The organism is uncultured Henriciella sp. (assembly GCF_964005855.1).
In the GTDB taxonomy this organism is placed as follows: Bacteria; Pseudomonadota; Alphaproteobacteria; order Caulobacterales; family Hyphomonadaceae; genus Henriciella.
The window spans coordinates 42,831-63,097 of sequence record NZ_CAXFSW010000014.1 but is presented as its reverse complement, the minus strand read 5'-3'; the positions used below and the strand labels follow the sequence as shown (position 1 = coordinate 63,097).

Annotated in this window: 32 protein-coding genes; 28 read left to right on the top strand and 4 right to left on the bottom strand. The window is 60.4% G+C overall.

Annotation, left to right across the window (positions count from 1 at the left end; genetic code table 11):
• Positions 1-154 precede the first annotated feature (154 nt).
• On the bottom strand, positions 155-1,477 hold the full coding sequence (locus ABNU55_RS12815) for a tetratricopeptide repeat protein (RefSeq protein ID WP_290753035.1): 1,323 nt from the start codon (positions 1,475-1,477) through the stop codon (positions 155-157).
• A 208-nt stretch (positions 1,478-1,685) separates the two neighbouring features.
• On the opposite strand from ABNU55_RS12815, the gene ABNU55_RS12810 reads away from it, so the two are divergent.
• Positions 1,686-3,368 (top strand): alpha/beta fold hydrolase, encoded by a 1,683-nt coding sequence (locus ABNU55_RS12810; RefSeq protein WP_348764392.1) that lies wholly within the window; start codon positions 1,686-1,688, stop codon positions 3,366-3,368.
• Positions 3,369-3,398: 30 nt separating this feature from the next.
• On the opposite strand, the gene ABNU55_RS12805 is transcribed toward ABNU55_RS12810, so the two are convergent.
• Positions 3,399-3,800, bottom strand: coding sequence for a cytidine deaminase (locus ABNU55_RS12805; RefSeq protein WP_290753032.1), 402 nt, complete (start codon positions 3,798-3,800; stop codon positions 3,399-3,401).
• Between the two features lie 293 nt (positions 3,801-4,093).
• Here ABNU55_RS12805 and rpsJ point away from each other — a divergent pair, with 293 nt between their 5' ends.
• The 27 genes from rpsJ to rplQ all read left to right on the top strand — a co-directional run bounded on the left by rpsJ (position 4,094) and on the right by rplQ (position 18,087).
• Positions 4,094-4,414, top strand: coding sequence for a 30S ribosomal protein S10 (gene rpsJ, locus ABNU55_RS12800; RefSeq protein ID WP_018146788.1), 321 nt, complete (start codon positions 4,094-4,096; stop codon positions 4,412-4,414).
• A gap of 1 nt (position 4,415) precedes the next feature.
• On the top strand, positions 4,416-5,213 hold the full coding sequence (gene rplC, locus ABNU55_RS12795) for a 50S ribosomal protein L3 (protein WP_290753030.1): 798 nt from the start codon (positions 4,416-4,418) through the stop codon (positions 5,211-5,213).
• A complete protein-coding gene (gene rplD, locus ABNU55_RS12790) occupies positions 5,213-5,857 on the top strand; it encodes a 50S ribosomal protein L4 (protein WP_290753027.1) in 645 nt (214 codons plus the stop codon). The genes rplC and rplD overlap by 1 nt, the downstream gene beginning before the upstream one ends.
• Before the next feature lie 3 nt (positions 5,858-5,860).
• Complete coding sequence (locus tag ABNU55_RS12785) at positions 5,861-6,160, top strand: 50S ribosomal protein L23 (protein WP_290753025.1); 300 nt, start codon at positions 5,861-5,863, stop codon at positions 6,158-6,160.
• Between the two features lie 9 nt (positions 6,161-6,169).
• Positions 6,170-7,000: a 50S ribosomal protein L2 gene (gene rplB, locus ABNU55_RS12780; protein ID WP_290753023.1), complete on the top strand. Its 831-nt coding sequence runs from the start codon at positions 6,170-6,172 to the stop codon at positions 6,998-7,000.
• Between the two features lie 14 nt (positions 7,001-7,014).
• Positions 7,015-7,293, top strand: coding sequence for a 30S ribosomal protein S19 (gene rpsS, locus ABNU55_RS12775; RefSeq protein WP_290753022.1), 279 nt, complete (start codon positions 7,015-7,017; stop codon positions 7,291-7,293).
• A 3-nt stretch (positions 7,294-7,296) separates the two neighbouring features.
• Positions 7,297-7,686 (top strand): 50S ribosomal protein L22, encoded by a 390-nt coding sequence (gene rplV / locus ABNU55_RS12770; RefSeq protein ID WP_119452297.1) that lies wholly within the window; start codon positions 7,297-7,299, stop codon positions 7,684-7,686.
• Positions 7,686-8,420: a 30S ribosomal protein S3 gene (rpsC, locus tag ABNU55_RS12765; RefSeq protein ID WP_290753017.1), complete on the top strand. Its 735-nt coding sequence runs from the start codon at positions 7,686-7,688 to the stop codon at positions 8,418-8,420. The genes rplV and rpsC overlap by 1 nt, the downstream gene beginning before the upstream one ends.
• A 3-nt stretch (positions 8,421-8,423) precedes the next feature.
• Positions 8,424-8,840: a 50S ribosomal protein L16 gene (gene rplP / locus ABNU55_RS12760; RefSeq protein WP_290753011.1), complete on the top strand. Its 417-nt coding sequence runs from the start codon at positions 8,424-8,426 to the stop codon at positions 8,838-8,840.
• A 2-nt stretch (positions 8,841-8,842) separates the two neighbouring features.
• A complete protein-coding gene (gene rpmC, locus ABNU55_RS12755; protein ID WP_290753008.1) occupies positions 8,843-9,046 on the top strand; it encodes a 50S ribosomal protein L29 in 204 nt (67 codons plus the stop codon).
• A 10-nt stretch (positions 9,047-9,056) separates the two neighbouring features.
• Positions 9,057-9,302 (top strand): 30S ribosomal protein S17, encoded by a 246-nt coding sequence (rpsQ, locus tag ABNU55_RS12750; protein ID WP_290753005.1) that lies wholly within the window; start codon positions 9,057-9,059, stop codon positions 9,300-9,302.
• A complete protein-coding gene (gene rplN / locus ABNU55_RS12745) occupies positions 9,299-9,667 on the top strand; it encodes a 50S ribosomal protein L14 (RefSeq protein WP_018146799.1) in 369 nt (122 codons plus the stop codon). Before rpsQ ends, rplN begins: the two co-directional genes overlap by 4 nt.
• A gap of 2 nt (positions 9,668-9,669) precedes the next feature.
• Positions 9,670-9,987 carry a 50S ribosomal protein L24 gene (rplX, locus tag ABNU55_RS12740; protein WP_269403429.1) on the top strand — a complete coding sequence of 106 codons (318 nt, stop codon included), beginning with the start codon at positions 9,670-9,672 and terminating at the stop codon, positions 9,985-9,987.
• Complete coding sequence (gene rplE, locus ABNU55_RS12735) at positions 9,980-10,534, top strand: 50S ribosomal protein L5 (protein WP_290752998.1); 555 nt, start codon at positions 9,980-9,982, stop codon at positions 10,532-10,534. The genes rplX and rplE overlap by 8 nt, the downstream gene beginning before the upstream one ends.
• A gap of 19 nt (positions 10,535-10,553) precedes the next feature.
• Positions 10,554-10,859, top strand: a complete 306-nt coding sequence (gene rpsN, locus ABNU55_RS12730) for a 30S ribosomal protein S14 (RefSeq protein ID WP_290752995.1) — start codon at positions 10,554-10,556, stop codon at positions 10,857-10,859.
• 16 nt (positions 10,860-10,875) lie between these two features.
• The gene (gene rpsH / locus ABNU55_RS12725; RefSeq protein ID WP_290752993.1) at positions 10,876-11,271 is read left to right on the top strand and encodes a 30S ribosomal protein S8; all 396 of its coding nucleotides are present in this window, start codon (positions 10,876-10,878) and stop codon (positions 11,269-11,271) included.
• A 17-nt stretch (positions 11,272-11,288) separates the two neighbouring features.
• Complete coding sequence (gene rplF / locus ABNU55_RS12720) at positions 11,289-11,900, top strand: 50S ribosomal protein L6 (RefSeq protein ID WP_290752991.1); 612 nt, start codon at positions 11,289-11,291, stop codon at positions 11,898-11,900.
• A 4-nt stretch (positions 11,901-11,904) separates the two neighbouring features.
• Positions 11,905-12,267, top strand: coding sequence for a 50S ribosomal protein L18 (gene rplR, locus ABNU55_RS12715; protein WP_290752989.1), 363 nt, complete (start codon positions 11,905-11,907; stop codon positions 12,265-12,267).
• A gap of 9 nt (positions 12,268-12,276) precedes the next feature.
• Positions 12,277-12,870, top strand: coding sequence for a 30S ribosomal protein S5 (rpsE, locus tag ABNU55_RS12710; protein WP_290752987.1), 594 nt, complete (start codon positions 12,277-12,279; stop codon positions 12,868-12,870).
• Between the two features lie 20 nt (positions 12,871-12,890).
• Entirely contained in the window at positions 12,891-13,085 is a 195-nt protein-coding gene (rpmD, locus tag ABNU55_RS12705; RefSeq protein WP_290752986.1) for a 50S ribosomal protein L30, read from the top strand.
• 44 nt (positions 13,086-13,129) lie between these two features.
• The gene (rplO, locus tag ABNU55_RS12700; RefSeq protein ID WP_290752983.1) at positions 13,130-13,609 is read left to right on the top strand and encodes a 50S ribosomal protein L15; all 480 of its coding nucleotides are present in this window, start codon (positions 13,130-13,132) and stop codon (positions 13,607-13,609) included.
• Positions 13,610-13,695: 86 nt separating this feature from the next.
• Positions 13,696-15,066, top strand: a complete 1,371-nt coding sequence (secY, locus tag ABNU55_RS12695; protein WP_348764391.1) for a preprotein translocase subunit SecY — start codon at positions 13,696-13,698, stop codon at positions 15,064-15,066.
• Positions 15,063-15,632: an adenylate kinase gene (locus tag ABNU55_RS12690; RefSeq protein WP_290758327.1), complete on the top strand. Its 570-nt coding sequence runs from the start codon at positions 15,063-15,065 to the stop codon at positions 15,630-15,632. Before secY ends, ABNU55_RS12690 begins: the two co-directional genes overlap by 4 nt.
• A 137-nt stretch (positions 15,633-15,769) precedes the next feature.
• Positions 15,770-16,138: a 30S ribosomal protein S13 gene (rpsM, locus tag ABNU55_RS12685; protein ID WP_290752978.1), complete on the top strand. Its 369-nt coding sequence runs from the start codon at positions 15,770-15,772 to the stop codon at positions 16,136-16,138.
• Positions 16,139-16,150: 12 nt separating this feature from the next.
• On the top strand, positions 16,151-16,540 hold the full coding sequence (gene rpsK, locus ABNU55_RS12680) for a 30S ribosomal protein S11 (protein ID WP_290752975.1): 390 nt from the start codon (positions 16,151-16,153) through the stop codon (positions 16,538-16,540).
• Between the two features lie 62 nt (positions 16,541-16,602).
• A complete protein-coding gene (locus ABNU55_RS12675; RefSeq protein ID WP_348764393.1) occupies positions 16,603-17,622 on the top strand; it encodes a DNA-directed RNA polymerase subunit alpha in 1,020 nt (339 codons plus the stop codon).
• Positions 17,623-17,658: 36 nt separating this feature from the next.
• Positions 17,659-18,087, top strand: a complete 429-nt coding sequence (gene rplQ / locus ABNU55_RS12670) for a 50S ribosomal protein L17 (protein WP_290752970.1) — start codon at positions 17,659-17,661, stop codon at positions 18,085-18,087.
• A gap of 88 nt (positions 18,088-18,175) precedes the next feature.
• On the opposite strand, the gene ABNU55_RS12665 is transcribed toward rplQ, so the two are convergent.
• Positions 18,176-19,384, bottom strand: coding sequence for an acyl-CoA dehydrogenase family protein (locus tag ABNU55_RS12665; protein WP_290752968.1), 1,209 nt, complete (start codon positions 19,382-19,384; stop codon positions 18,176-18,178).
• A gap of 71 nt (positions 19,385-19,455) precedes the next feature.
• The gene (locus ABNU55_RS12660; RefSeq protein WP_290752965.1) at positions 19,456-20,184 is read right to left on the bottom strand and encodes an alpha/beta hydrolase; all 729 of its coding nucleotides are present in this window, start codon (positions 20,182-20,184) and stop codon (positions 19,456-19,458) included.
• Positions 20,185-20,267: the final 83 nt, after the last annotated feature.

Here is a 20,267-nt window from a genome sequence, read left to right as displayed (position 1 = left end):
AAGTAAGAGCCTCCCGCCCCAGACGGGGTGAGAGACATATCAAAGGGCCGTCCCAATCAGGGGCGGCCCTTTTTTTATGCGCGGGGGTGATGCGGATGTGCTCTGGAAGGCTGCAGCGTCCGCCGCCGCCTGCCACGCAGGCAAGGTCGGCGAGTTACTGACAAACACTCCAGTTCGGGTTTCCATTCATCGTGCAGTGCGCATGGCGGTATCTTTCCCGCGTCTGCGCAGCGGCGTCGGCAGCGCTGAGCATTGGCTTCGAGCCAAGCGACGGACCACTCTCGATCGGGCGGTAACTGGATGTGCTGGCCCGCGCTGCGTTGAAACGCTGATTGGCCGAGCTGATCGTCTGCATGTCCGCTGCCCATGAATCATATTCGCCTGAGATGGCAATGCCGCGGCGGCGCATCTCCGCCTTTACGACCCCGCCAGGGCCGTGGCCGTCAAACCAGTATTCGAGCACTTTCAGGTCATAGTCGTCGACGTCGCCCATCCGGCCTGCAGCCGAGGCAGCGTTGACGGCCTTTGCGGCCCAGTCGCTTGACTTATAGACAGAAACAGCCGTCGCGACGGCGCCATTATAGTCTCCAGCATTCAGCATAGAGGACATCTCCGCTTCGCGGGCCGCCTGTTTGGCATTCCATTCGGCCCACTCGTCCAGCCAGGCTTTCAGATCCCTGGCCGCGCTGCAGCCGGTCTCATTGCCGAGCTCGCAGGCCTTCTCATACTGGGTAAAGGCGCCCTGATAATCGCCGATGTTATGATAGATGCCGCCAAGGTTCGCGCAGGATTCCTTTACGCCCGCATCGCAGTTGATGCCCGTCATCTTCAGCGCCTTTTCGGCATCGAAGGCGGGGGAATCCGGCTTGGCGTACATGATCTCCCCGATGACGCAGAAATAGGGTTCGCCGGTTACATCACAGGCCTGTTCTGCCAGCGGCGCGCCGCGAAGAGGGTCGATATGACCGGGATCCTTGCCGTCGCGTCCATCATAGAAAATCTCTGCGCCCCATTGGCAGGCCTTCATGGACTGGTTGGCGCAGCCTTTCTCGAAGGCCGTGAGAAGACGGGGCATATCCTGCTCGCCCTTGTCTGGCGTGCGCAGGATGGCAAAGGCCGCGCTGCAAGCGTCCTCATGGCCCATCGTGCAAGCCGTCTCGTAGAGCTCTATCCCTCTGGCGGGGTCTGCCGCGATGCCGTCGGCGCCATTGCGGTACATGCCGGCCGTGTAAAAGCAGCCATCCGGGATGCCCAGCGAACAGGCTTTTGTGAACAGCGCCGCCGCTTTCGGCATATTTCTGGCAAGGCCATTTGCGCCCTGGGCATAGTCCGCGCCGGCATAGAAGCAGGCCTCGGCACCGCCTTTCGAACATGCGAGTTCGTTTGTGGAGACGATGTCCTGCGCCGATGCGCCGGGCAGAGCCAACAGGGCCAGTCCGGCAAGGCCCATCGGCATCAGGAGGTAGGTAATCTTCATGTGGGATGTCTTTCTGTTATCGGGCGCGCGAACCGGCTGGAGACCCGTCCGGCATGGATTCAGGAAAAACTAGACAGGCTGAAGCGCCCAAACATGCCCCACAGGGGGGATGCGCGAAGATTTACAGGAGTCTGCCGAAAGGCTTGCTGTCCACAATCAGCCTACTAGACTGCAGCTTTCGTCCACTGCAGCGTGTCGCCGACCCTGGATGTCTCACACCAAACGCTATTTCGAGATGCTGGGCGCCGCCTATGAGGTTCCGTCTGCAACAGACCGGTTCGACGCCTTTCTTGATTCCGCGATCGCATATTTTTTCGAGAGCACGGAGAATGGCACCTTAGCTGAGGACGTGCCACGTCATCATGGTACTGACGACATGCTGGACACGCATGGCGCACGCATCAGCAAGCTGCTCGATGAGGCTTTGAGACGGGAGATTTCCCTGGAGGAGCGTTTCCACGCCGTCCTCAAGGTTTCTGCCAGGGCGGGCCGTGTCACAGGGAATGCTGCTGCGGCCCAGCTCACAGGGCAGGGTTTCCCCTGCACGCTAGACGAATTGCCCCTGGACACGGCTGCGCTCGGCGAGATCCGCAAGACGCTGCGGGCGCCGGCGCATCAGGCACAGGACAGAATCATCCTTGCGAATGTGGAGGCGCCGCAGATCCGGCCCTGTCTGGCACTAATACAGAGACCGGGAGAGGCCGACGATCAGGTCCATGTCTCGCTGTCCTATATAGACTGGCCACCCGCGCTCATGGGCCGCCTGCGCGAGGCGTTTGGCCTGACGGCCAGCGAGAGCGAAGTGCTGGAAGGGTATCTCGGCGATCTCAGCCAGAAGGAAATCGCCGATCAGAGGGGCCGTGCGCTGGAGACGATAAAGGGCCAGTCCAAGAGCATTTTGCGCAAGACGGGCTGTGCGCGGATGTCCGATGTCGTTCAGCTGTGTGCCAGCATCGCCTTTCTGATGCGGCACCTGCCCGAGCGGGCGAACCGGCCGGCAGCGGCAGAGTGGGTCACGCCAAAGGCAGGGCTTTCGCTGCTGCCTCGTCCCGGCCGCCAGCTTGCCTGGTACCGTATCGGCAACGGGCCTCGGCCTGTCCTGTTCATTCATGGCTATCTGCAAGGGCCATTTTTTACGCCTGCGTTCATAGACAGGCTGAATGAGGCCGGTCTTCAGCTCGTCGCGCCCTCGCGTCCGGGCTTCGGGTATTCAAGTCCAAGCCGAAGCCGCTCTGACTTCAATGAGACCGTTGTGGCGGACGCGCTGGCGCTGGTCGATACGCTAGGTATAGAGCGGCTCAGTCTCTGCATTCATCAGGGCGGGGCCTCGCACGGGTTCCGCATTGCGAAAGCGCTCGGTGACAGGCTGGGCGCGATGCTGCTGGTCGGGGGCGGAATCCCGATCGATGAAACACGCCATCTCTCTCACATGGACCGGCAGACCCGATTCGCTGCCATCGCCTCGCGCCATGCGCCGTCTGTCATGAAGATGGTTATGTCGGTGGGACTGCCGGTCTATCGAAAGCGCGGCGCGCGAGCCTTTCTCGAAAAGCAGTTCGCCACGGCGCCCGGCGACCTCGCCACCCTTGATGATTCGGTCCTGTTCACTGTTCAGGCGCAAGGTCTCTACCATGCCGTCGAGCAGGGCGGGGAAGCCTGGGTCCGCGACGGGGCATCGGCGATGGCTGACTGGCGCGCCGATTTTGAGGCAGTCAACGCGCGCCAGATGTGGCTGCAGGCGCAAGACGATCCCGTCATTTCAGCTCATCAGGTGGCGGCGTATCTCGAAGGGCGTCCGAATATCGGTTGCCGGATTCTTCCCGGTCACGGCGTCAATATCCTTCATACGGCCGTCGATGCCATCATGGCAGAGCTGGTCAAGCTGGACTGAGTGGCACGGTCGCCTGTGCAGGGCAGCGGCCTAGGCCTGCGGCATCGACCAATGGCCGCCGCTGAATGCTGCCGGCAAAAGGTCTGCCATCGTCATGACCGCTCTCACACCATCCGGCCCGGCGAGGCTCACTTTTACCTCTGGACCTGCAAACTCAGAGAGCTTCTGGCGGCAACCGCCACAAGGCGCAGTGGGCGTATCAGCTTCGGCGTAGATGAGGACTTCCAGAATGGCCTTGTCGCCGGCTGCCACCATGGACGTGATGGCACCGCCCTCGGCGCAGATTCCCTCCGGAAAAGCCGCGTTCTCCACATTGCAGCCGACATATACGCCGGAGGCTGACCGAATCGCCGCGCCGACCCTGAATCCGGAGTAGGGGGCGTGGGCATTGGCCCTCACGGCTCGGGCCTTCTCATAAAGATCATCGGTCATGGAGAACCTGCTCCTGTCGGGACTGTGGACAAATTCGAACGCGAGCTTTCATGAGGCCTGCATCCAATGCAATATAGGGACTGTCAGGCGAGCACTGAAACGCGCTGCAAAGATTCCGTCACGAAGTGTTGACGGTCCCCCACAAATCCCATACACCGCGCCCTTCGAAGGGTCGGCCGTGCCGGTTTCAGGCAAACGCTTCCCACCGAAACGAAACAATTCGAGCCGATTGCGTCCGGGCGCTTCAAAGCGTGCGCCTTGGCGCGTCATTCATGTTGACGGGATACCGTACGATGGAAAAACAGAATATCCGGATCCGGCTTAAAGCCTTCGATCACCGCGCCCTCGACATGTCGGCGAAGGAGATCGTGTCCACCGCAAAGCGCACCGGCGCTGATGTGCGTGGCCCGATCCCGCTGCCGACACGTATCGAGCGTTTCACGGTGAACCGCTCGCCGCACATCGACAAGAAGTCCCGCGACCAGTTCGAGATCCGCACGCACAAACGCATCCTCGACATTGTCGACCCAACGCCGCAGACCGTCGACGCGCTCATGAAGCTCGACCTCTCGGCCGGTGTCGGCATCGAGATCAAACTTGAGGGAGCGCGCTAAGATGGCACTTCCGGCGTCACGTACCGGGGTCGTTGCCCGCAAGCTCGGCATGACCCGTATCTTCAATGAGCAGGGCCGTCACGTTCCCGTGACCGTTCTGTCGCTCGACGGCTGTCAGGTCGTCGGCCTGCGCACCGATGCTGACCGTGAAGTCAGCGTCAATCGCGGCAAGAAGAAAGAGAAAGTCACTGTCACCCGCAATGATGGCTATAGCGCTGTCGTGATGGGTGCGGGTGAAGCAAAAGCCAAGCGCACGCCCAAGGCGCAGCGCGAAGCATTCGCCAAGGCCGGCGTTGCGCCAAAGCGCAAGCTGGTTGAGTTCCGCGTGAACGGCGACACCATGCCGGATGTCGGCGCTGAAGTCCTGGCTGACCACTTCGTCGCCGGTCAGCGCGTCGATATTGCTGGCATCACGCTGGGCCGCGGTTTCTCTGGTGCCATGAAGCGCTGGAACTTCGGCGGTCTTCGCGCCACGCACGGCGTGTCCGTGTCCCACCGTGCCCACGGTTCGACTGGCCAGTGCCAGGACCCGGGCAAGGTGTTCAAGGGCAAGAAGATGGCAGGTCACTACGGCACCGAGCGCGTGACCATCCAGAACCTCGAAATCGTCCGTACCGATGCAGAGCGCGGCCTCATTCTGGTGAAGGGGGCAATCCCTGGCCATGACGGCGCCTATGTTGAAGTGCGCGATGCGACCAAAAAGCCCGCCCATGCTGATGCGCCGGCTGAAGGCTCTTTCCGTGGCAAGAATGGCGGCAGCCAGAAGGCTGAAGCCGAGAATGCGGAGGCTGGAGAATAATGGAACTCGACGTCAAGAAACTTGATGGCAAATCGGCTGGCAAGGCGACTGTTGATGACGCCATTTTCGGCCTGACCGACATCCGCGCAGACCTGCTTCACCGCACGGTCCGCTGGCAGCTGGCAAAGCGCCAGGCTGGCACGCACAAGACCCAGGAGCGCGGAGAAGTGTCGGTGACGACCAAGAAATATATCCGCCAGAAAGGCTCTGGCGGAGCCCGTCACGGTTCGCGCAATGCCAACATCTTCGTTGGTGGTGCTGTCGCTCACGGCCCGCGTGTCCGTAGTCATGCGCACGACCTTCCGAAGAAGGTTCGCAAGCTGGCGCTCGCTCACGCTCTGTCCTCCAAGGTCAAGGAAGGCTCCCTGATCGTGCTGGACGAGGCCAAGATGGACGAAGCCAAGACCAAGGATCTTACCGCCAAGCTGAAGGCCCTGGGTGTTCAGAATGCGCTGATCATCGGCGGGTCCGAGGTCGATCAGAATTTCGCCAAAGCGGCGCGCAACATCCCGAATATCGACGTGCTGCCGGTTGCCGGCCTCAACGTCTATGACGTGATGCGCCGTCACCAGCTGGTGATCACGAAGGATGCGCTCGATGGTATCGGTGCGCGTTTCGAAGCGAAAGCCAAGGAAGGAAACTAGACCATGGCTGACGTGAAAGCACATCACTACGACGCGCTGCTCGCTCCGCACATCACGGAGAAGGCAACGCTGCTCGCGGAAGAAAACAAGATCGTCTTCCAGGTTCCGGTCACGGCCAACAAGGCCGAGATCAAGGACGCCGTGGAAAACCTGTTCAAGGTCGACGTGACCAAGGTCAACGTGATCGTCCAGAAGGGCAAGACCAAGCGCTTCCGCGGGAAGCTCGGTCAGCGTTCGGACACGAAGAAGGCGATTGTCACGCTGAAAGACGGCCAGTCCGTCGATATCACGACCGGACTGTAGGAGAGCGATATGGCACTCAAGACATTCAATCCAACGTCGCCCGGTCAGCGCCAGCTTGTCATCGTGGACAAGTCGGAGCTGTACAAGGGCCGTCCGGTCAAATCGCTGACCGAAGGCCTTTCGAAGTCGGGTGGCCGTAACAATCGTGGCCGTGTCACGGTTCGCGGCATTGGTGGCGGCGCAAAGCGTCTTTATCGCAAGATCGATTTCAAGCGTCAGCGCTGGGATATCGAAGCCACCGTCGAGCGTCTCGAATACGACCCGAACCGCACGGCCTTCATTGCGCTGATCCGTTACGCCGATGGGGAGCAGTCCTATATCATTGCTCCGCAGCGTCTGGCTGTCGGCGACAAGGTCACGACGTCCAAGACGGCGGACATCAAGCCGGGTAACGTTCTTCCGCTGAAGAACATTCCAGTCGGTACGATTGTCCACAATGTCGAGATCAAGCCGCTGAAGGGCGCCCAGATCGCACGGTCTGCCGGCACCTACGTACAGATCGTCGGCCGTGATGCCGGTTACGCCCAGATCAAGCTGTCTTCCGGTGAGCTTCGCATGGTGCCCGATAGCTGCCTGGCGGCTGTTGGCGCGGTGTCGAACCCGGACAACATGAACACGGTGCTTTCGAAAGCGGGCCGGGCCCGCCACTTCGGCAAGCGTCCGAAGGTCCGCGGTGTCGCAATGAACCCGGTCGACCACCCGCACGGTGGTGGTGAGGGCAAGTCATCCGGCGGCCGTCATCCGGTCACTCCGTGGGGTAAGAAGACCCGCGGCCCGAAAACCCGCAAGACCAAGGCTTCGGATCGTCTGATCATCCGTCGCCGTAACGCGAAACGCTAGGGAGCGAGAGAGATATGCCACGTTCCGTCTGGAAAGGTCCGTTTGTCGACGGCTATCTGCTCAAGAAGGCAGAGGCCGCTCAAGCTTCCGAACGCCGCGAGGTCATCAAGACCTGGTCGCGCCGCTCGACCATCATGCCGCAATTTGTGGGCCTGAACTTCCAGGTTCACAACGGCAACAAGTTTGTTCCCGTTCTCGTCACCGAGGAAATGGTGGGCCACAAGTTCGGCGAGTTTGCGCCGTCCCGCACCTACTATGGCCACGGCGCCGACAAGAAAGCCAAGAGGAAGTAAGCCATGGGTAAGGCAAAGAATCCTCCGAAACAGGCGTCCAACGAGTCGCGCGCGGTTCTGCGCATGTACCGTTCGAGCCCGCAGAAGCTGAACCTCCTGGCTCAGCAGATCCGCGGTCTGCCGGTGCAGAAGGCGATGGACCAGATGCAGTTCTCGCGCAAGCGCGCTGCAAAGGATGTCTACAAGGTCCTGTATTCGGCCATGTCGAACGCCGAGAACAATCACGGCCTCGACATTGACAGCCTCGTCGTCGCTGAAGCGCATGTCGGCAAGAACCTGGTCATGAAGCGCATCCGCGCCCGTGCCCGTGGCCGTGCCGCGCGCATCATGAAGCCTTTCTCGCAGCTCACCATCGTGCTGCGCGACACATCAGTTGAAGCGGAGGCCGCGTAATGGGTCAGAAGATCAATCCCGTCGGGTTTCGTCTCGGGGTCAACCGGACCTGGGATAGCCGCTGGTATGCCGACACGGCAGACTATGGCCGTCTCGTCCATGAAGACCTGAAAATCCGCAAGACCATCAAGCAGGAGCTCAAGCAGGCAGGTATTTCCCGCATTGTCATCGAGCGCCCGCACAAGAAATGCATCGTCACGATCCATACGGCCCGTCCGGGTCTGGTGATCGGCAAGAAGGGTGCTGATATCGAAGTGCTTCGCAAGAAGCTGTCGAAGATGACCGAGGACGAGGTTCGCGTGAACCTGGTCGAGATCCGCAAGCCGGAAATCGACTCCACGCTCGTCGCCGAGGACATCGCCCGCCAGCTCGAGCGCCGCGGGTCTTTCCGCCGCGCCATGAAGCGCGCGATCCAGAACTCGATGCGTCTTGGCGCCCTTGGTGTGCGCATCATGGTCTCCGGCCGTCTCGGCGGCGCAGAGATCGCCCGCACCGAACAGTATGCAGAAGGCTCCGTCCCGCTGCACACGCTGCGCGCCGACATCGACTATGGCACCGCCGAAGCAGAGACGACCTACGGTATCATCGGTATCAAGGTCTGGATCTACAAAGGCGAGATCATGGAGCACGATCCGATGGCACAGGACCGCAAGGCCGAAGATTCCGGCCAGGCCCGTGCGCGTTCGACCAACCAGCGTGGCCCGGCTTCGGGTCCGCAAGGCGCAGGAGCTTAAGAGATGCTGCAGCCAAAACGCACCAAATACCGCAAGGCGTTCAAGGGCCGTATCACGGGGAATGCGAAGGGCGGCTACACGCTGAACTTCGGTACCTTCGGTCTGAAAGCGCTCGAGCCAGAGCGGGTTACCGCTCGCCAGATCGAGGCAACCCGCCGGGCCGTGACGCGCGAAATGAAGCGTCAGGGCAAGGTGTGGATCCGCGTTTTCCCGGACACCCCGGTGTCTGCGAAGCCGATCGAGGTTCGCATGGGTAAGGGTAAGGGGTCTGTCGACCGTTGGGTCGCACGTGTCGCCCCTGGCCGTATCCTTTTCGAGATCGACGGTGTGCCGGACGAGGTCGCGCTCCAGGCGCTGAAGCTCGGCGCAGCCAAGCTGCCGGTCAAGACGAAGATCATCAAGCGCATTGAGGGGATCTAGTTATGAAAACCACTGATTTGCGTTCGAAGAGTGCCGACCAGCTGAAGGACCAGCTCGTTCAGCTGAAGAAGGAACAGTTCAACCTCCGTTTCCAACAGGCCACCGGCCAGCTGGAAAAGACGGCCCGGGTGAAGGAAGTCCGCCGCGACATCGCGCGCGTCAAGACGCTCCTCGCCGAACAGGCCAAAGCGGAAGCAGAGGCGTAGGAGAAGAGACATGCCAAAGCGCGTAATGGAAGGCGTTGTGGTGTCCACGAAGCAGGACAAGACCGCTGTGGTCCGCATCGACCGCACGTTTCTTCACCCAGTCCTGAAGAAGATCGTGCGCCGCTCGAAAAAGTATCACGCCCATGATGAGGGCAACGTAGCTGTCGAGGGCGAGCGCATCACGATCCGTGAATGCCCGCCGCGCTCGAAGCTGAAGACCTGGGAAGTTATCGCAAGCGAAGGAGCTGACTCATGATTCAGATGCAGTCCAACCTTCGCGTGGCTGACAATTCCGGCGCACGCCGCGTCCAGTGCATCAAGGTGCTGGGCGGTGCAGGCCGCCGCTATGCGTCTGTCGGCGACATCATCGTGGTGTCGATCAAGGAAGCGATTCCGACCGGCCGCGTGAAGAAGGGTGACGTTCGCCGCGCTGTCGTGGTTCGCGTTGCCAAGGATATCAAGCGCCGTGACGGTTCGGTCATCCGTTTCGACACGAATGCTGCGGTGCTGGTGAACAATAATGGTGAACCGATCGGGACACGTATCTTCGGCCCGGTTCCGCGCGAGCTTCGCGCCAAGAACCACATGAAGATCGTCTCGCTGGCTCCGGAGGTGCTGTAGTCATGGCTGCCAAGGTGAAAAAAGGTGATCGCGTCATCGTCACGGCAGGCCGTAACAAGGGTGCCAAAGGCGAAGTGCTGAAAGTGATCCCGGCTGAGAACCGTGTCGTTGTCCAGGGCGTAAACGTGGTGAAACGTCACCAGCGCCCGTCGCAAATGGACCCGGGTGGCATCAAGACGTTCGAAGCGCCGATCCATATCTCCAATGTGGCGATTGTGGACCCGCGCGACGGCAAGGCTACCCGCGTAGGCTTCAAGACTGACGAGCATGGCCGCAAGACGCGCTATGCCAAGCGTTCAGGGGAATCGATCGATGTCTGATAATTACGAACCCCGTCTTAAAAAGAAGTACAAGGAGCAGATCCGCACCAAGCTCCAGGAGGAGTTCAAATACTCCAATGAGATGCAGGTGCCGAAGCTCGACAAGGTCGTGATCAATATGGGTGTCGGCGAAGCTGTCGCTGACTCCAAGAAGATCAAGACGGCGCTTGCCGAACTGGAACGGATCTCCGGCCAGAAGCCTGTTCCGACCAAGGCCCGCAAGTCCATCGCCGGCTTCAAGCTGCGCGAGGGCATGATCATCGGTGCCAAGGTCACGCTGCGCCGCGACCGGATGTATGAGTTCCTGGACCGTCTGACCAATATGGCTCTGCCACGTGTGAAGGACTTCCGTGGTCTCAACGGCAAGAGCTTCGATGGCCGTGGCAACTACGCCATGGGTCTCAAGGAACAGATCGTGTTCCCCGAGATCAACTATGACGACATCGAGGATATTCGCGGTATGGACATCATTGTCTGCACCACCGCCAAGACGAACGAAGAAGCCAAGGCGCTGCTCGCGCATTGCGGCTTCCCGTTCCGTAACTAGCGCTTGAGGACGAAACGATATGGCTAAGAAAAGCGCAATCGAGAAGAACGAGAAGCGTCGCCGGATGGTCGCCCAGTATGCGGCACGCCGTGCGAAGCTGAAAGCACTGTCGATGGACGAGGACCTGCCGCTCGAGGAGCGTTTCCGGGCTCGCCTGAAACTCGCAGAGCTTCCGCGCAACTCGGCGCCGAGCCGCGTTCGTAACCGTTGCCAGGTCACAGGCCGTCCGCGCGGTTATTATCGCAAGATGAAAATGTCCCGTATCGCGCTGCGTGAGCTTGGCTCGCTCGGCATGGTTCCGGGCCTAGTCAAGTCAAGCTGGTAGGAAAGGAGGAACCAAGATGAATATTTCCGATCCCCTTGGCGATCTCCTGACCCGTATCCGCAATGCGCAGATGCGTGGCATGACGAAGGTTGTCTCTCCGGCCTCAAAGCTCCGGCTGCGCGTTCTCGATGTGCTGCAGAGCGAAGGCTATATCCGTGGCTACACGGAAGTTGAGAAAGACGGTCATCGCAATGTCGAGATCGAGCTTAAGTATTTCGATGGCGCGCCTGTCATCTCCGAGATCCGCCGGGTCTCGAAGCCAGGCCGCCGGGTCTATTCGTCGGTGAATGATCTGCCGCTGGTCCGTAACGGGCTGGGTATCTCCATTCTCTCCACGTCGAAGGGTGTCATTTCTGACGCCGTCGCGCGGAACGAGAATGTGGGTGGCGAGATCCTTTGCCGGGTATTCTAGGACGAGGATGAACTGACATGTCCCGTATTGGAAAACTCCCCATTCCCGTCCCGAACGGCACGACCGTGACGGTTGAGGGCAACAAGGTTGAGGCAAAGGGCCCGAAAGGCCAGCTTGCCTTCACCGTGTCCGAACTCGTCACAGCTGAGCTGAAAGACGGTGAGCTGTCGATCATGCCGCGCGAAGACTATGTCTCCGAGGCTAATGAGCGCATCAAGGCAAACGACGCCAAGGGCAAGAAGAAGATGACCTTCGCCGAGGCGCTGGACCCCAAGGTCCGCACCCAGTGGGGCACGGCGCGCGCAAACGCTGCGAACGTCGTCCACGGGGCTGCCGAGGGCTTCTCAAAGTCGCTCGAACTCGTCGGCGTCGGCTATCGTGCGCAGATGCAGGGCACAGACCTCAAACTGTCGCTCGGCTATTCGCACGACGTGATCTTCAAGGCGCCTGACGGCATCAAGCTTGAAGCACCCAAGCCGACCGAGATCATCGTGTCGGGTGCCGACAAGCAGGCCGTCGGCCAGGCCGCCGCTGAGATCCGCCAGTTCCGCAAGCCAGAGCCGTTCAAAGGCAAGGGCGTGCGCTATGCCGGCGAATATGTCCGCCGCAAGGAAGGCAAGAAGAAGTAACGCCATGAAGACGACACGCGAAAAGACACTCCGCCGCGCCCAGCGCGTCCGTGCCAAGCTCCGCAAGGTTGCTGAAGGCAAGCCGCGTCTGTCGGTTGCCCGCTCGCACAAGAACATCTCAGTCCAGATCATCGATGATGAGAAGGGCCTGACGGTGGCTGCGGCTTCGACGCTGGAAAAAGACCTGCGCGATGAGCTGAAATCGACGAGCGACGTAGCAGCTGCTCAGAAGATCGGCGAACTCATCGCAGAGCGCGCCAAGAAGGCCGGTGTCGAGGACGTCGTCTTCGATCGCGGCGGCTATATGTTCCACGGCCGGGTGAAAGCCCTGGCAGACGCCGCCCGTGAGGGCGGCCTGAAGTTCTAGGAGGCCATTATGGCAGACGAACAGGGCAGAGGACGCGGCCGCGGACGCGGGCGCAGAGACGACCGCAACGAAGAGCAGAGCGAGCTCACAGACAAGCTCGTCGGCATCAACCGCGTTGCCAAGACCGTGAAGGGCGGCAAGAACTTCGGTTTCGCAGCCCTCGTGGTTGTCGGCGACCAGAAGGGCCGTGCAGGCTTCGGCAAGGGCAAGGCCCGCGAAGTGCCGGAAGCGATCCGCAAGGCGACCGAGGATGCCAAGCGCAACCTCGTCCGCATTCCGCTTCGCGAAGGCCGCACGCTTCACCATGACGGCAAGGGCCGTTGGGGCGCAGGCAAGGTTCTCCTTCGCGCGGCGCCTCCCGGTACCGGCGTGATCGCAGGTGGCCCGATGCGCGCCGTGATGGAAGTGCTCGGCATCCAGGATGTCGTTGCAAAGTCGAACGGCTCGTCCAACCCGTACAACATGGTCCGTGCGACCTTCCAGGCGCTCAAGGAGCAGGCGAGCCCGCGCTCTGTCGCTTCCAAGCGTGGCCTGAAGGTCCAGGATATCGTCGCACGGCGCACCGATGGCGCGTCGGAAGCCGATATCTCCGAAACCGCCTGATTTAGAAAAGGACTCTGATGATGGCCAAGAAGCAAGCAGACACCATCAAGGTTCGCCAGATCGGCAGCCCGATTCGCCGCAAGCCTGGTCAGCGTGACACGCTGATCGGCCTCGGCCTCAACAAGGTCGGCCGTGAGCGTGAGCTCACCAATACGCCGGCCGTGCAGGGCATGATCGCGAAGGTGTCACACCTTATTGAAGTCGTAGAAGAGTAGGCGTATAGGGGCGACCCTTTCAAACGCCAGTCAGGAACAGAGCGATGAAACTCAACGAACTCTCTCCAAACGCAGGTTCGACGCATAGCCGTCACCGCGTTGGCCGCGGCGTCGGCTCCGGCAAGGGCAAGACTGGCGGCCGCGGTGTCAAAGGTCAGAAGGCCCGTTCGGGTGTCGCCCTCAATGGCTTCGAGGGTGGCCAGATGCCGATCTATATGCGTCTGCCAAAGCGCGGCTTTACGGCCCGCAGCTCCAAGACGCATGCATGGGTCAATCTTGGCCGCCTGAACAAGGCAATTGAAGCCGGCAAGCTGAAAGCCGACGACATTACCGAAGAGACGCTGATCTCCTCGGGTGTTGTCCGCCGCAGCAAGGATGGCATCCGCCTCCTCGCCAAGGGTGATGCGCCGAAGAATGCGAAGATCACCGTGACGGGCGCGAGCAAGGCAGCCATCGAAGCGGTCGAGAAAGCAGGTGGCTCGGTAACGGTAACCGGTCCGGCAGCTGCGGAAAAAGCTGAGTAAGCCGGGTCTTTTTCGTCTATACACCTTCACAAACACGATCTCGCCGCCAATGTTGGCGGCGATTTCATTTCGGGTAGGAGGGTCTCTTGGCCACAGCTGCAGAGCAAATGGCGCGTAACATGAACTTCGGAACCTTTGCGAAGGCGAAGGATCTCCAGGCGCGTATCCTGTTCACGCTTTTCATCCTGATCCTCTTCCGCCTCGGGACATATATCCCTGTCCCGGGCGTCGACCCCTCCCAGTTCGAACGCTTCTTCGCGCAACAGTCGGGCGGTATGCTCGGCTCGCTGAACATGTTTGCAGGCGGCGCTGTCGAACGCATGAGTGTCTTCGCGCTCAACGTCATGCCTTATATTACCGCCTCGATTATCGTGCAGATGATGACGAGCGCGGTGCCTTCGCTTGAGAAACTTAAGAAAGAGGGCGAGGCGGGTCGCAAGCAGATCAATCAGTATACGCGTTATCTGACAGTGGGTTTTGCCTTCTTCCAGGGCTTCGGGATCGCGATGGGTCTTTCCGAGGTTGCCTATGACGGGATTGCCCAGTGGTTCTTCGTCCTGACAGCTGTCTCGACCTTTGTGGGCGGCACGATGTTCCTGATGTGGATGGGTGAGCAGATCACCGCGCGCGGGATCGGTAACGGTATTTCGCTGATCATCTTCGCAGGCATTATCGCAGAGATGCCAAAGGCGATTTTCAACCTGTTCTCCGGCGGCCGGGAGCAGGGGGTCAATGTCGTCTTCGTGCTGGGCATTCTTGTACTTGTCATTGCGCTGGTTCTTTTCATCGTCTTCATCGAGCGCTCGCAGCGCCGGATCCTGATCCAGTATCCAAAGCGCCAGCAGGGCAACAAGATGAGCCAGGGGCAGAGCTCCTTCATGCCGCTGAAGATTAACACGTCTGGTGTGATCCCGCCGATCTTCGCCATCGCGATCCTGATGCTTCCAATGACGGCGGTTGGCCTGCTGGGCGGCAATACGGCAGCGGGTGCAGGCGGCCAGATGGCAGCAGGTGATCCGGGTATCCTGCAATGGCTGGCGATCAATTTCTCACCAGGCAGCTGGACCTACATCGTCACCTATGGCGTGCTGGTGGCCTTCTTCTGCTTCTTCTACACCTCGATCATGTTCAATCCGCAGGAGACGGCGGACAATCTTCGCAAATATGGCGGCTTTGTTCCCGGCATCCGTCCCGGCAAGAATACAGCGGCCTATTTCGACTATGTGCTGACTCGCCTCACAACGATTGGTGCAGTCTATCTTGTCTTTGTCTGTCTGTTGCCGGAGGTGCTTCGGCGGTATATGCCGGAAATTCCGTTCTACATCGGTGGTACTTCACTGCTGATCGTTGTATCGGTCACGATGGATACAGTGACCCAGATCCAGTCCCATCTCATCGCTCACCAGTATGAGGGGCTGATCAAGAAATCTCGGCTGGGAGGCAAACGCAGACGATGAATCTCATACTTTTCGGACCGCCCGCTGCCGGCAAGGGCACACAGGCCAAACGCCTCGTTGAGGAATATGGCTATGTGCAACTGTCGACTGGCGACATGCTCCGCGCGGCACGTGCATCAGGCTCAGAGCTCGGTGACCGTGTTGCCAAGATCATGGATGAGGGTGGTCTCGTTTCCGATGAGATTGTCATTGATCTGATTGACGACCAGCTTGAGCAGAACAAGGGCGCGGCCGGATTTATCTTTGATGGCTTCCCCCGCACCCTTGGCCAGGCGAAGGCTCTGGACGACCTTTTGAAGTCTCGCGGGACGCAGGTGGACCGAGTGATTCGTCTTGTAGTCGATGAAGACCAGCTGATGGCGCGTGTTACCAAGCGCTTCAATGAGCAGGGACGCAAGGATGACAATCCGGCGACCTTTGCCGCGAGGCTGGAGAAATACAATCAGGATACGGCGCCGCTTCTGCCGTTTTACGCAGAGCGCGGAATCCTTCGTGAAGTCGATGGAATGGCCAGTATCGAGGCGGTTACGGAAGGCGTGGAAAAGGCGCTGAAAGAGACCGCATAAAGCCGCAATTCACCAGTTGACGCGGTGAATTGCACGTCTATAACGACGCACTTCGTTAAGAGGTCGGGTTCGCGCGCGCGGAGCGTTGGTTTCGTTTCGCGCCGGACCCGCTTTCGGCAGTTCAGGAGAGAGGCCCAATGGCCCGTATTGCAGGCGTAAACATTCCGACGAACAAGCGTGTCGAAATCGCGCTTCGTTACATTCACGGCATTGGCCCGGCCAAGGCGCGCGAGATTACCGAGAAGATCGGTATTGAGCCGCACCGCCGCGTGGCTGATCTTACCGATGCGGAAGTCATCCAGATCCGTGAGACCGTGGATTCCGATCACATCGTCGAGGGTGACCTTCGCCGTGAAGTCTCCATGAATATCAAGCGTCTGATGGACCTTGGCTGCTATCGTGGTCTTCGCCACCGCAAGCGCCTTCCGGTCCGTGGTCAGCGCACCCATACGAACGCACGCACCCGCAAGGGTCCGGCGAAACCCATCGCCGGCAAGAAGAAATAGGACAGGACCGATATGGCTCGTGATACGACCCGCGTTCGCCGCCGCGCCCGCAAGAACATTTCTTCCGGCGTTGTGCATGTGAATTCGAGCTTCAACAACACCATGGTGACCATCACCGACGCACAGGGGAACGCAATCTCCTGGTCGTCCGCTGGCACGATGGGCTTCAAGGGATCGCGCAAGTCGACCCCTTATGCGGCTCAGGTGGCTGCTGAAGACGCTGCAAAGAAGGCTCAGGAGCACGGGCTCCAGACGGTCGAGGTCAATGTGCGTGGTCCCGGTTCCGGCCGCGAGAGCGCCCTGCGTGCGCTTCAGGCTGCTGGCCTGACCATCACGTCGATCCGCGACACGACCCCAATTCCGCACAATGGATGCCGCCCGCCGAAACGCCGCCGCGTCTAGGTTAGAGTGCCCGTCCTGTAGCAAGACCAAGGAGGCCGTGAATGGCCGATACTGCGACCAGTGTGAATGACCGTAACTGGAAAGAACTGATCCGCCCGAACCGTCCGAAGGTCGAGGCAGGCCGTGACCCGCGTCGTCATGCGAAGCTCGTCATCGAGCCGCTTGAGCGTGGCTTTGGCACGACACTCGGCAACGCGCTTCGCCGCGTTCTTCTCTCCTCGCTCCAGGGCGCTGCGATCACCGGCGTCCAGATTGATGGTGTTGTCCACGAGTTCTCGTCCATCCCGGGCGTGCGCGAAGACGTCACCACCATTGTCCTCAATCTCAAGCAGATCGCCATCGACATGGTTTCGGATACGCCGAAGCGCATGATCCTGAAGGCTGACGGCAAGGGTGAGGTCAAGGCTGGCCAGATCGAGACGTCCGGCGATGTGAAGATCCTCAATCCGGACCTCGTCATCTGTACCCTCGACGAGGGCGCCTCCGTCCGCATGGAATTCACCGTGGCGACCGGCAAGGGCTATGTGCCCGCCGACCAGAGCCGCCCGGAAGATGCTCCGATCGGCTTTATTCCGGTCGATGCGATCTATTCGCCGGTCCGCCGCGTTGGTTACAGCGTGGAAGACACGCGTGAAGGCACAGTGCTCGACTATGACAAGCTGACGCTTTCGGTTGAGACCGACGGTGCGATCACGCCGGAAGATGCCGTGGCCTATGCGGCCCGCATTCTCCAGGATCAGCTTCAGCTCTTCATCACCTTCGACGAGCCGGAAACCGAGAGCGCCTCTTCCAGCGAAGAGACTGACCTTGGCTTCAATCCGGTCCTTCTCAAGAAGGTTGACGAGCTTGAACTGTCCGTGCGTTCGGCAAACTGCCTGAAGAACGACAATATTGTTTATATCGGCGACCTCATCCAGAAGTCGGAAGCCGAGATGCTTCGCACGCCGAACTTCGGCCGCAAGTCGCTCAACGAGATCAAGGAAGTCCTCGCTGGCATGGGTCTGCACCTCGGCATGGAAGTGCCGGACTGGCCGCCGGAAGATATCGAGGCACTTGCCAAGAAATACGACGATCACCTCTAAACGTCCGCCCGTGAGGGCGCGCAGGAGACCAGGAAAATGGCCCACGCAATTGCACACCGCAAGCTGAACCGCACCAGCGCTCATCGTAAGGCGATGTTCGCGAACATGGCGGCTTCGCTGATCCAGCATGAGCAGATTGTGACGACGCTCCCGAAAGCCAAGGAGCTGAAGCCGATCATGGACAAGCTGGTAACGCTTGCCAAGAAGGGTGACCTTGCTTCGCGCCGCCGCGCCATTGCGCAGGTCCGCAACAAGGATGCCGTCTCGAAACTCTTTGAAGTTTTCGGCGAGCGCTACAGGGACCGTAATGGCGGCTATACCCGCGTGCTGAAAGCCGGCTTCCGCCATGGCGACAATGCACCGGTTGCCGTGATCGAACTGGTCGACCGCGACGAGGAAGCCAAGGGCAAGGAAGACCGTGCCCGCCATGAGGCTGAACTCGAAGCCATGGACGAGTACGAGTAGGTCCTGTCTGACCGTTAAGAACAAAATGCCCCGCTGGACAGTTGTCCGGCGGGGTTTTTCGTTGGTGGCCTGCAAACTGGTGTTGCGGTTACAGCCCCAGCTGGCCCTTGGCGAGGATGTTGCGCTGAATCTCGTTTGATCCCGCATAGATCGATCCGGCGCGGTCATTCAGGTATTTCGGCGCAATCGTGACGAGGCTGTCGGGGCCGACCAGGCCCAGATTGGACGGCGCATGCGTGACGACAGGGCCGCCCGGCTCTGTATGTTCCGGCTGGAAAGGCTCCACGTGGATACCGGCAAGGTCCAGGCCGATTTCGGTCAGGCGCTGGCTGAGTTCGGTGCCGCGCACCTTCATCATGGAGGCTTTGAGACCGGGCGTCCCCCCGCCGGCGAGCTCGGCCATCATCATGAGTTCGGCCGCTTCCAGCGTTGACGCATCGATTTCGGCCTGTGTGAGGTGGGCCTCCAGATCCGGTGTCATGCGGCCAAGCTCGCGCGCTGTGCGGCGCAGACCCGCAATGCGCTGGAGCAGGCGCGGGCCGTAGGACGAGCCGCCGCGTTCGAATTCGAGCAGGTATTTCGCTACGGTCCAGCCCTTGTCGATTTCACCGACTACATCGGCTTTCGGCACGCGGACATTGTCGAAGAAGACGGCATTCTGGATATGTTCGCCAGACAGCATGATGATCGGGTCCACCGTCACGCCGGGCGCCGTCATGTCGATCAGGATAAAGGTGATGCCCGTCTGGGGTTTGCCGCTTGTATCCGTGCGGATCAGGCAGAACATCATGTTGGCTTCATGGGCATGCGTGGTCCAGATCTTCGAGCCCGAACACACAAACGCATCGCCATCATCCTCAGCGCTCATGGTCAGCGCCGCGAGGTCAGACCCGGCATGCGGCTCTGAATAGCCCTGGCACCAGAAGTCGTCACCCGACAGGATGCGCGGCAGGTAGAAATCCTTCTGCTCTTTTGAGCCGTGGCCGATCAGAGCGGGCCCGCACATGCCTATCCCCATTGGCGAGAGCGGCGGCGCGCCCGCGCGCGCCATTTCGACATCAAAGATGTAGTGCTGCGCGACGCTCCAGTCGCAGCCCCCATGCTCCACCGGCCAGGAGGGCGCTGCCCAGCCCTTTTCGACCAGTATACCCTGCCACTCGAGCGCGGTCTCCTTGTCCGCATAGACGCTGGTCATGCGGGACGCATAGCGCTTCAGCTCCGGCGTCAGCTTGTCGGCAAGGAAATCGCGAACCTCCTGCCGGAAGGCTTCTTCCTCGGGGCTGAAGGTGAGCTGCATCTGGGGCCTCCGCATCTGGGTCGTTCGTCATGATGGCGCTGCCCGCAAAGCGTTCAAGCCGTGACCGCGCGTCAGCTCGCCCAGTGGTCCTTGAGCAGCGCCGCGAAGGTGTCGGCCTTCTCGACGATGGACCAGTGTCCTGTATCTGCGTTGCGGTAGAGCGGCGTATTGGTGATCCTGCAGAACCGTTCTGCCGTCTCCGGCGGCACAAAGGGATCATCATCACCCCAGAAGACGAGGCCCTGCTGCGGCAGGCGGCCAAGATCGCCGGTCCATTCCTGCGCAACATGTTTCGCAGAGCGGTAGAGGCGCAGGATCGATTGACGCATGCTGGGCGACCAGTGACGGGCTTCATGCTCGGCCAGCGCGTCCGGCATGCCGGCTTTCTTCAGCCCGTCCGCCAAAGCCTTTCTTGTTGTTATCGCCATGGCCAGTTCACCGAGAAGGGGTGTCTGCCATATCCGCGCGGTTCTATGCCATTTATAATCGCGTTCCGGCAGGGCGTTGGCCACCGCCCAGCTACGCACCAGATCTGGGCGAAGGCTCGCTGCGCGCACGACCAGAATGGCGCCCCAGTCATGCCCCACCAGATGAACCGGCTCGCCCGCCGCTTCCATCTGCTCGATGAGCCAGCCGACATAGGCCTCCTTTGAGCTGTCGAATCCATCCGGAACAGGTGCCGTGAAGCCGGGCAGGGCGGGCGCCTCGATCCCTTCTGTGTGGTCTTCACCCAGCGCGGCGATGAGAGGCTGCCACATCTCGGGTGTATCGGGCACGCCGTGAACAAGTATCTTGGTCATGGATCAGGTTCTTTCTTCGGATAGGCCATCCTCGACGGCATCATGACGGGCGTATGACAGGTCGCCCACCTAAAAGGCCTGTT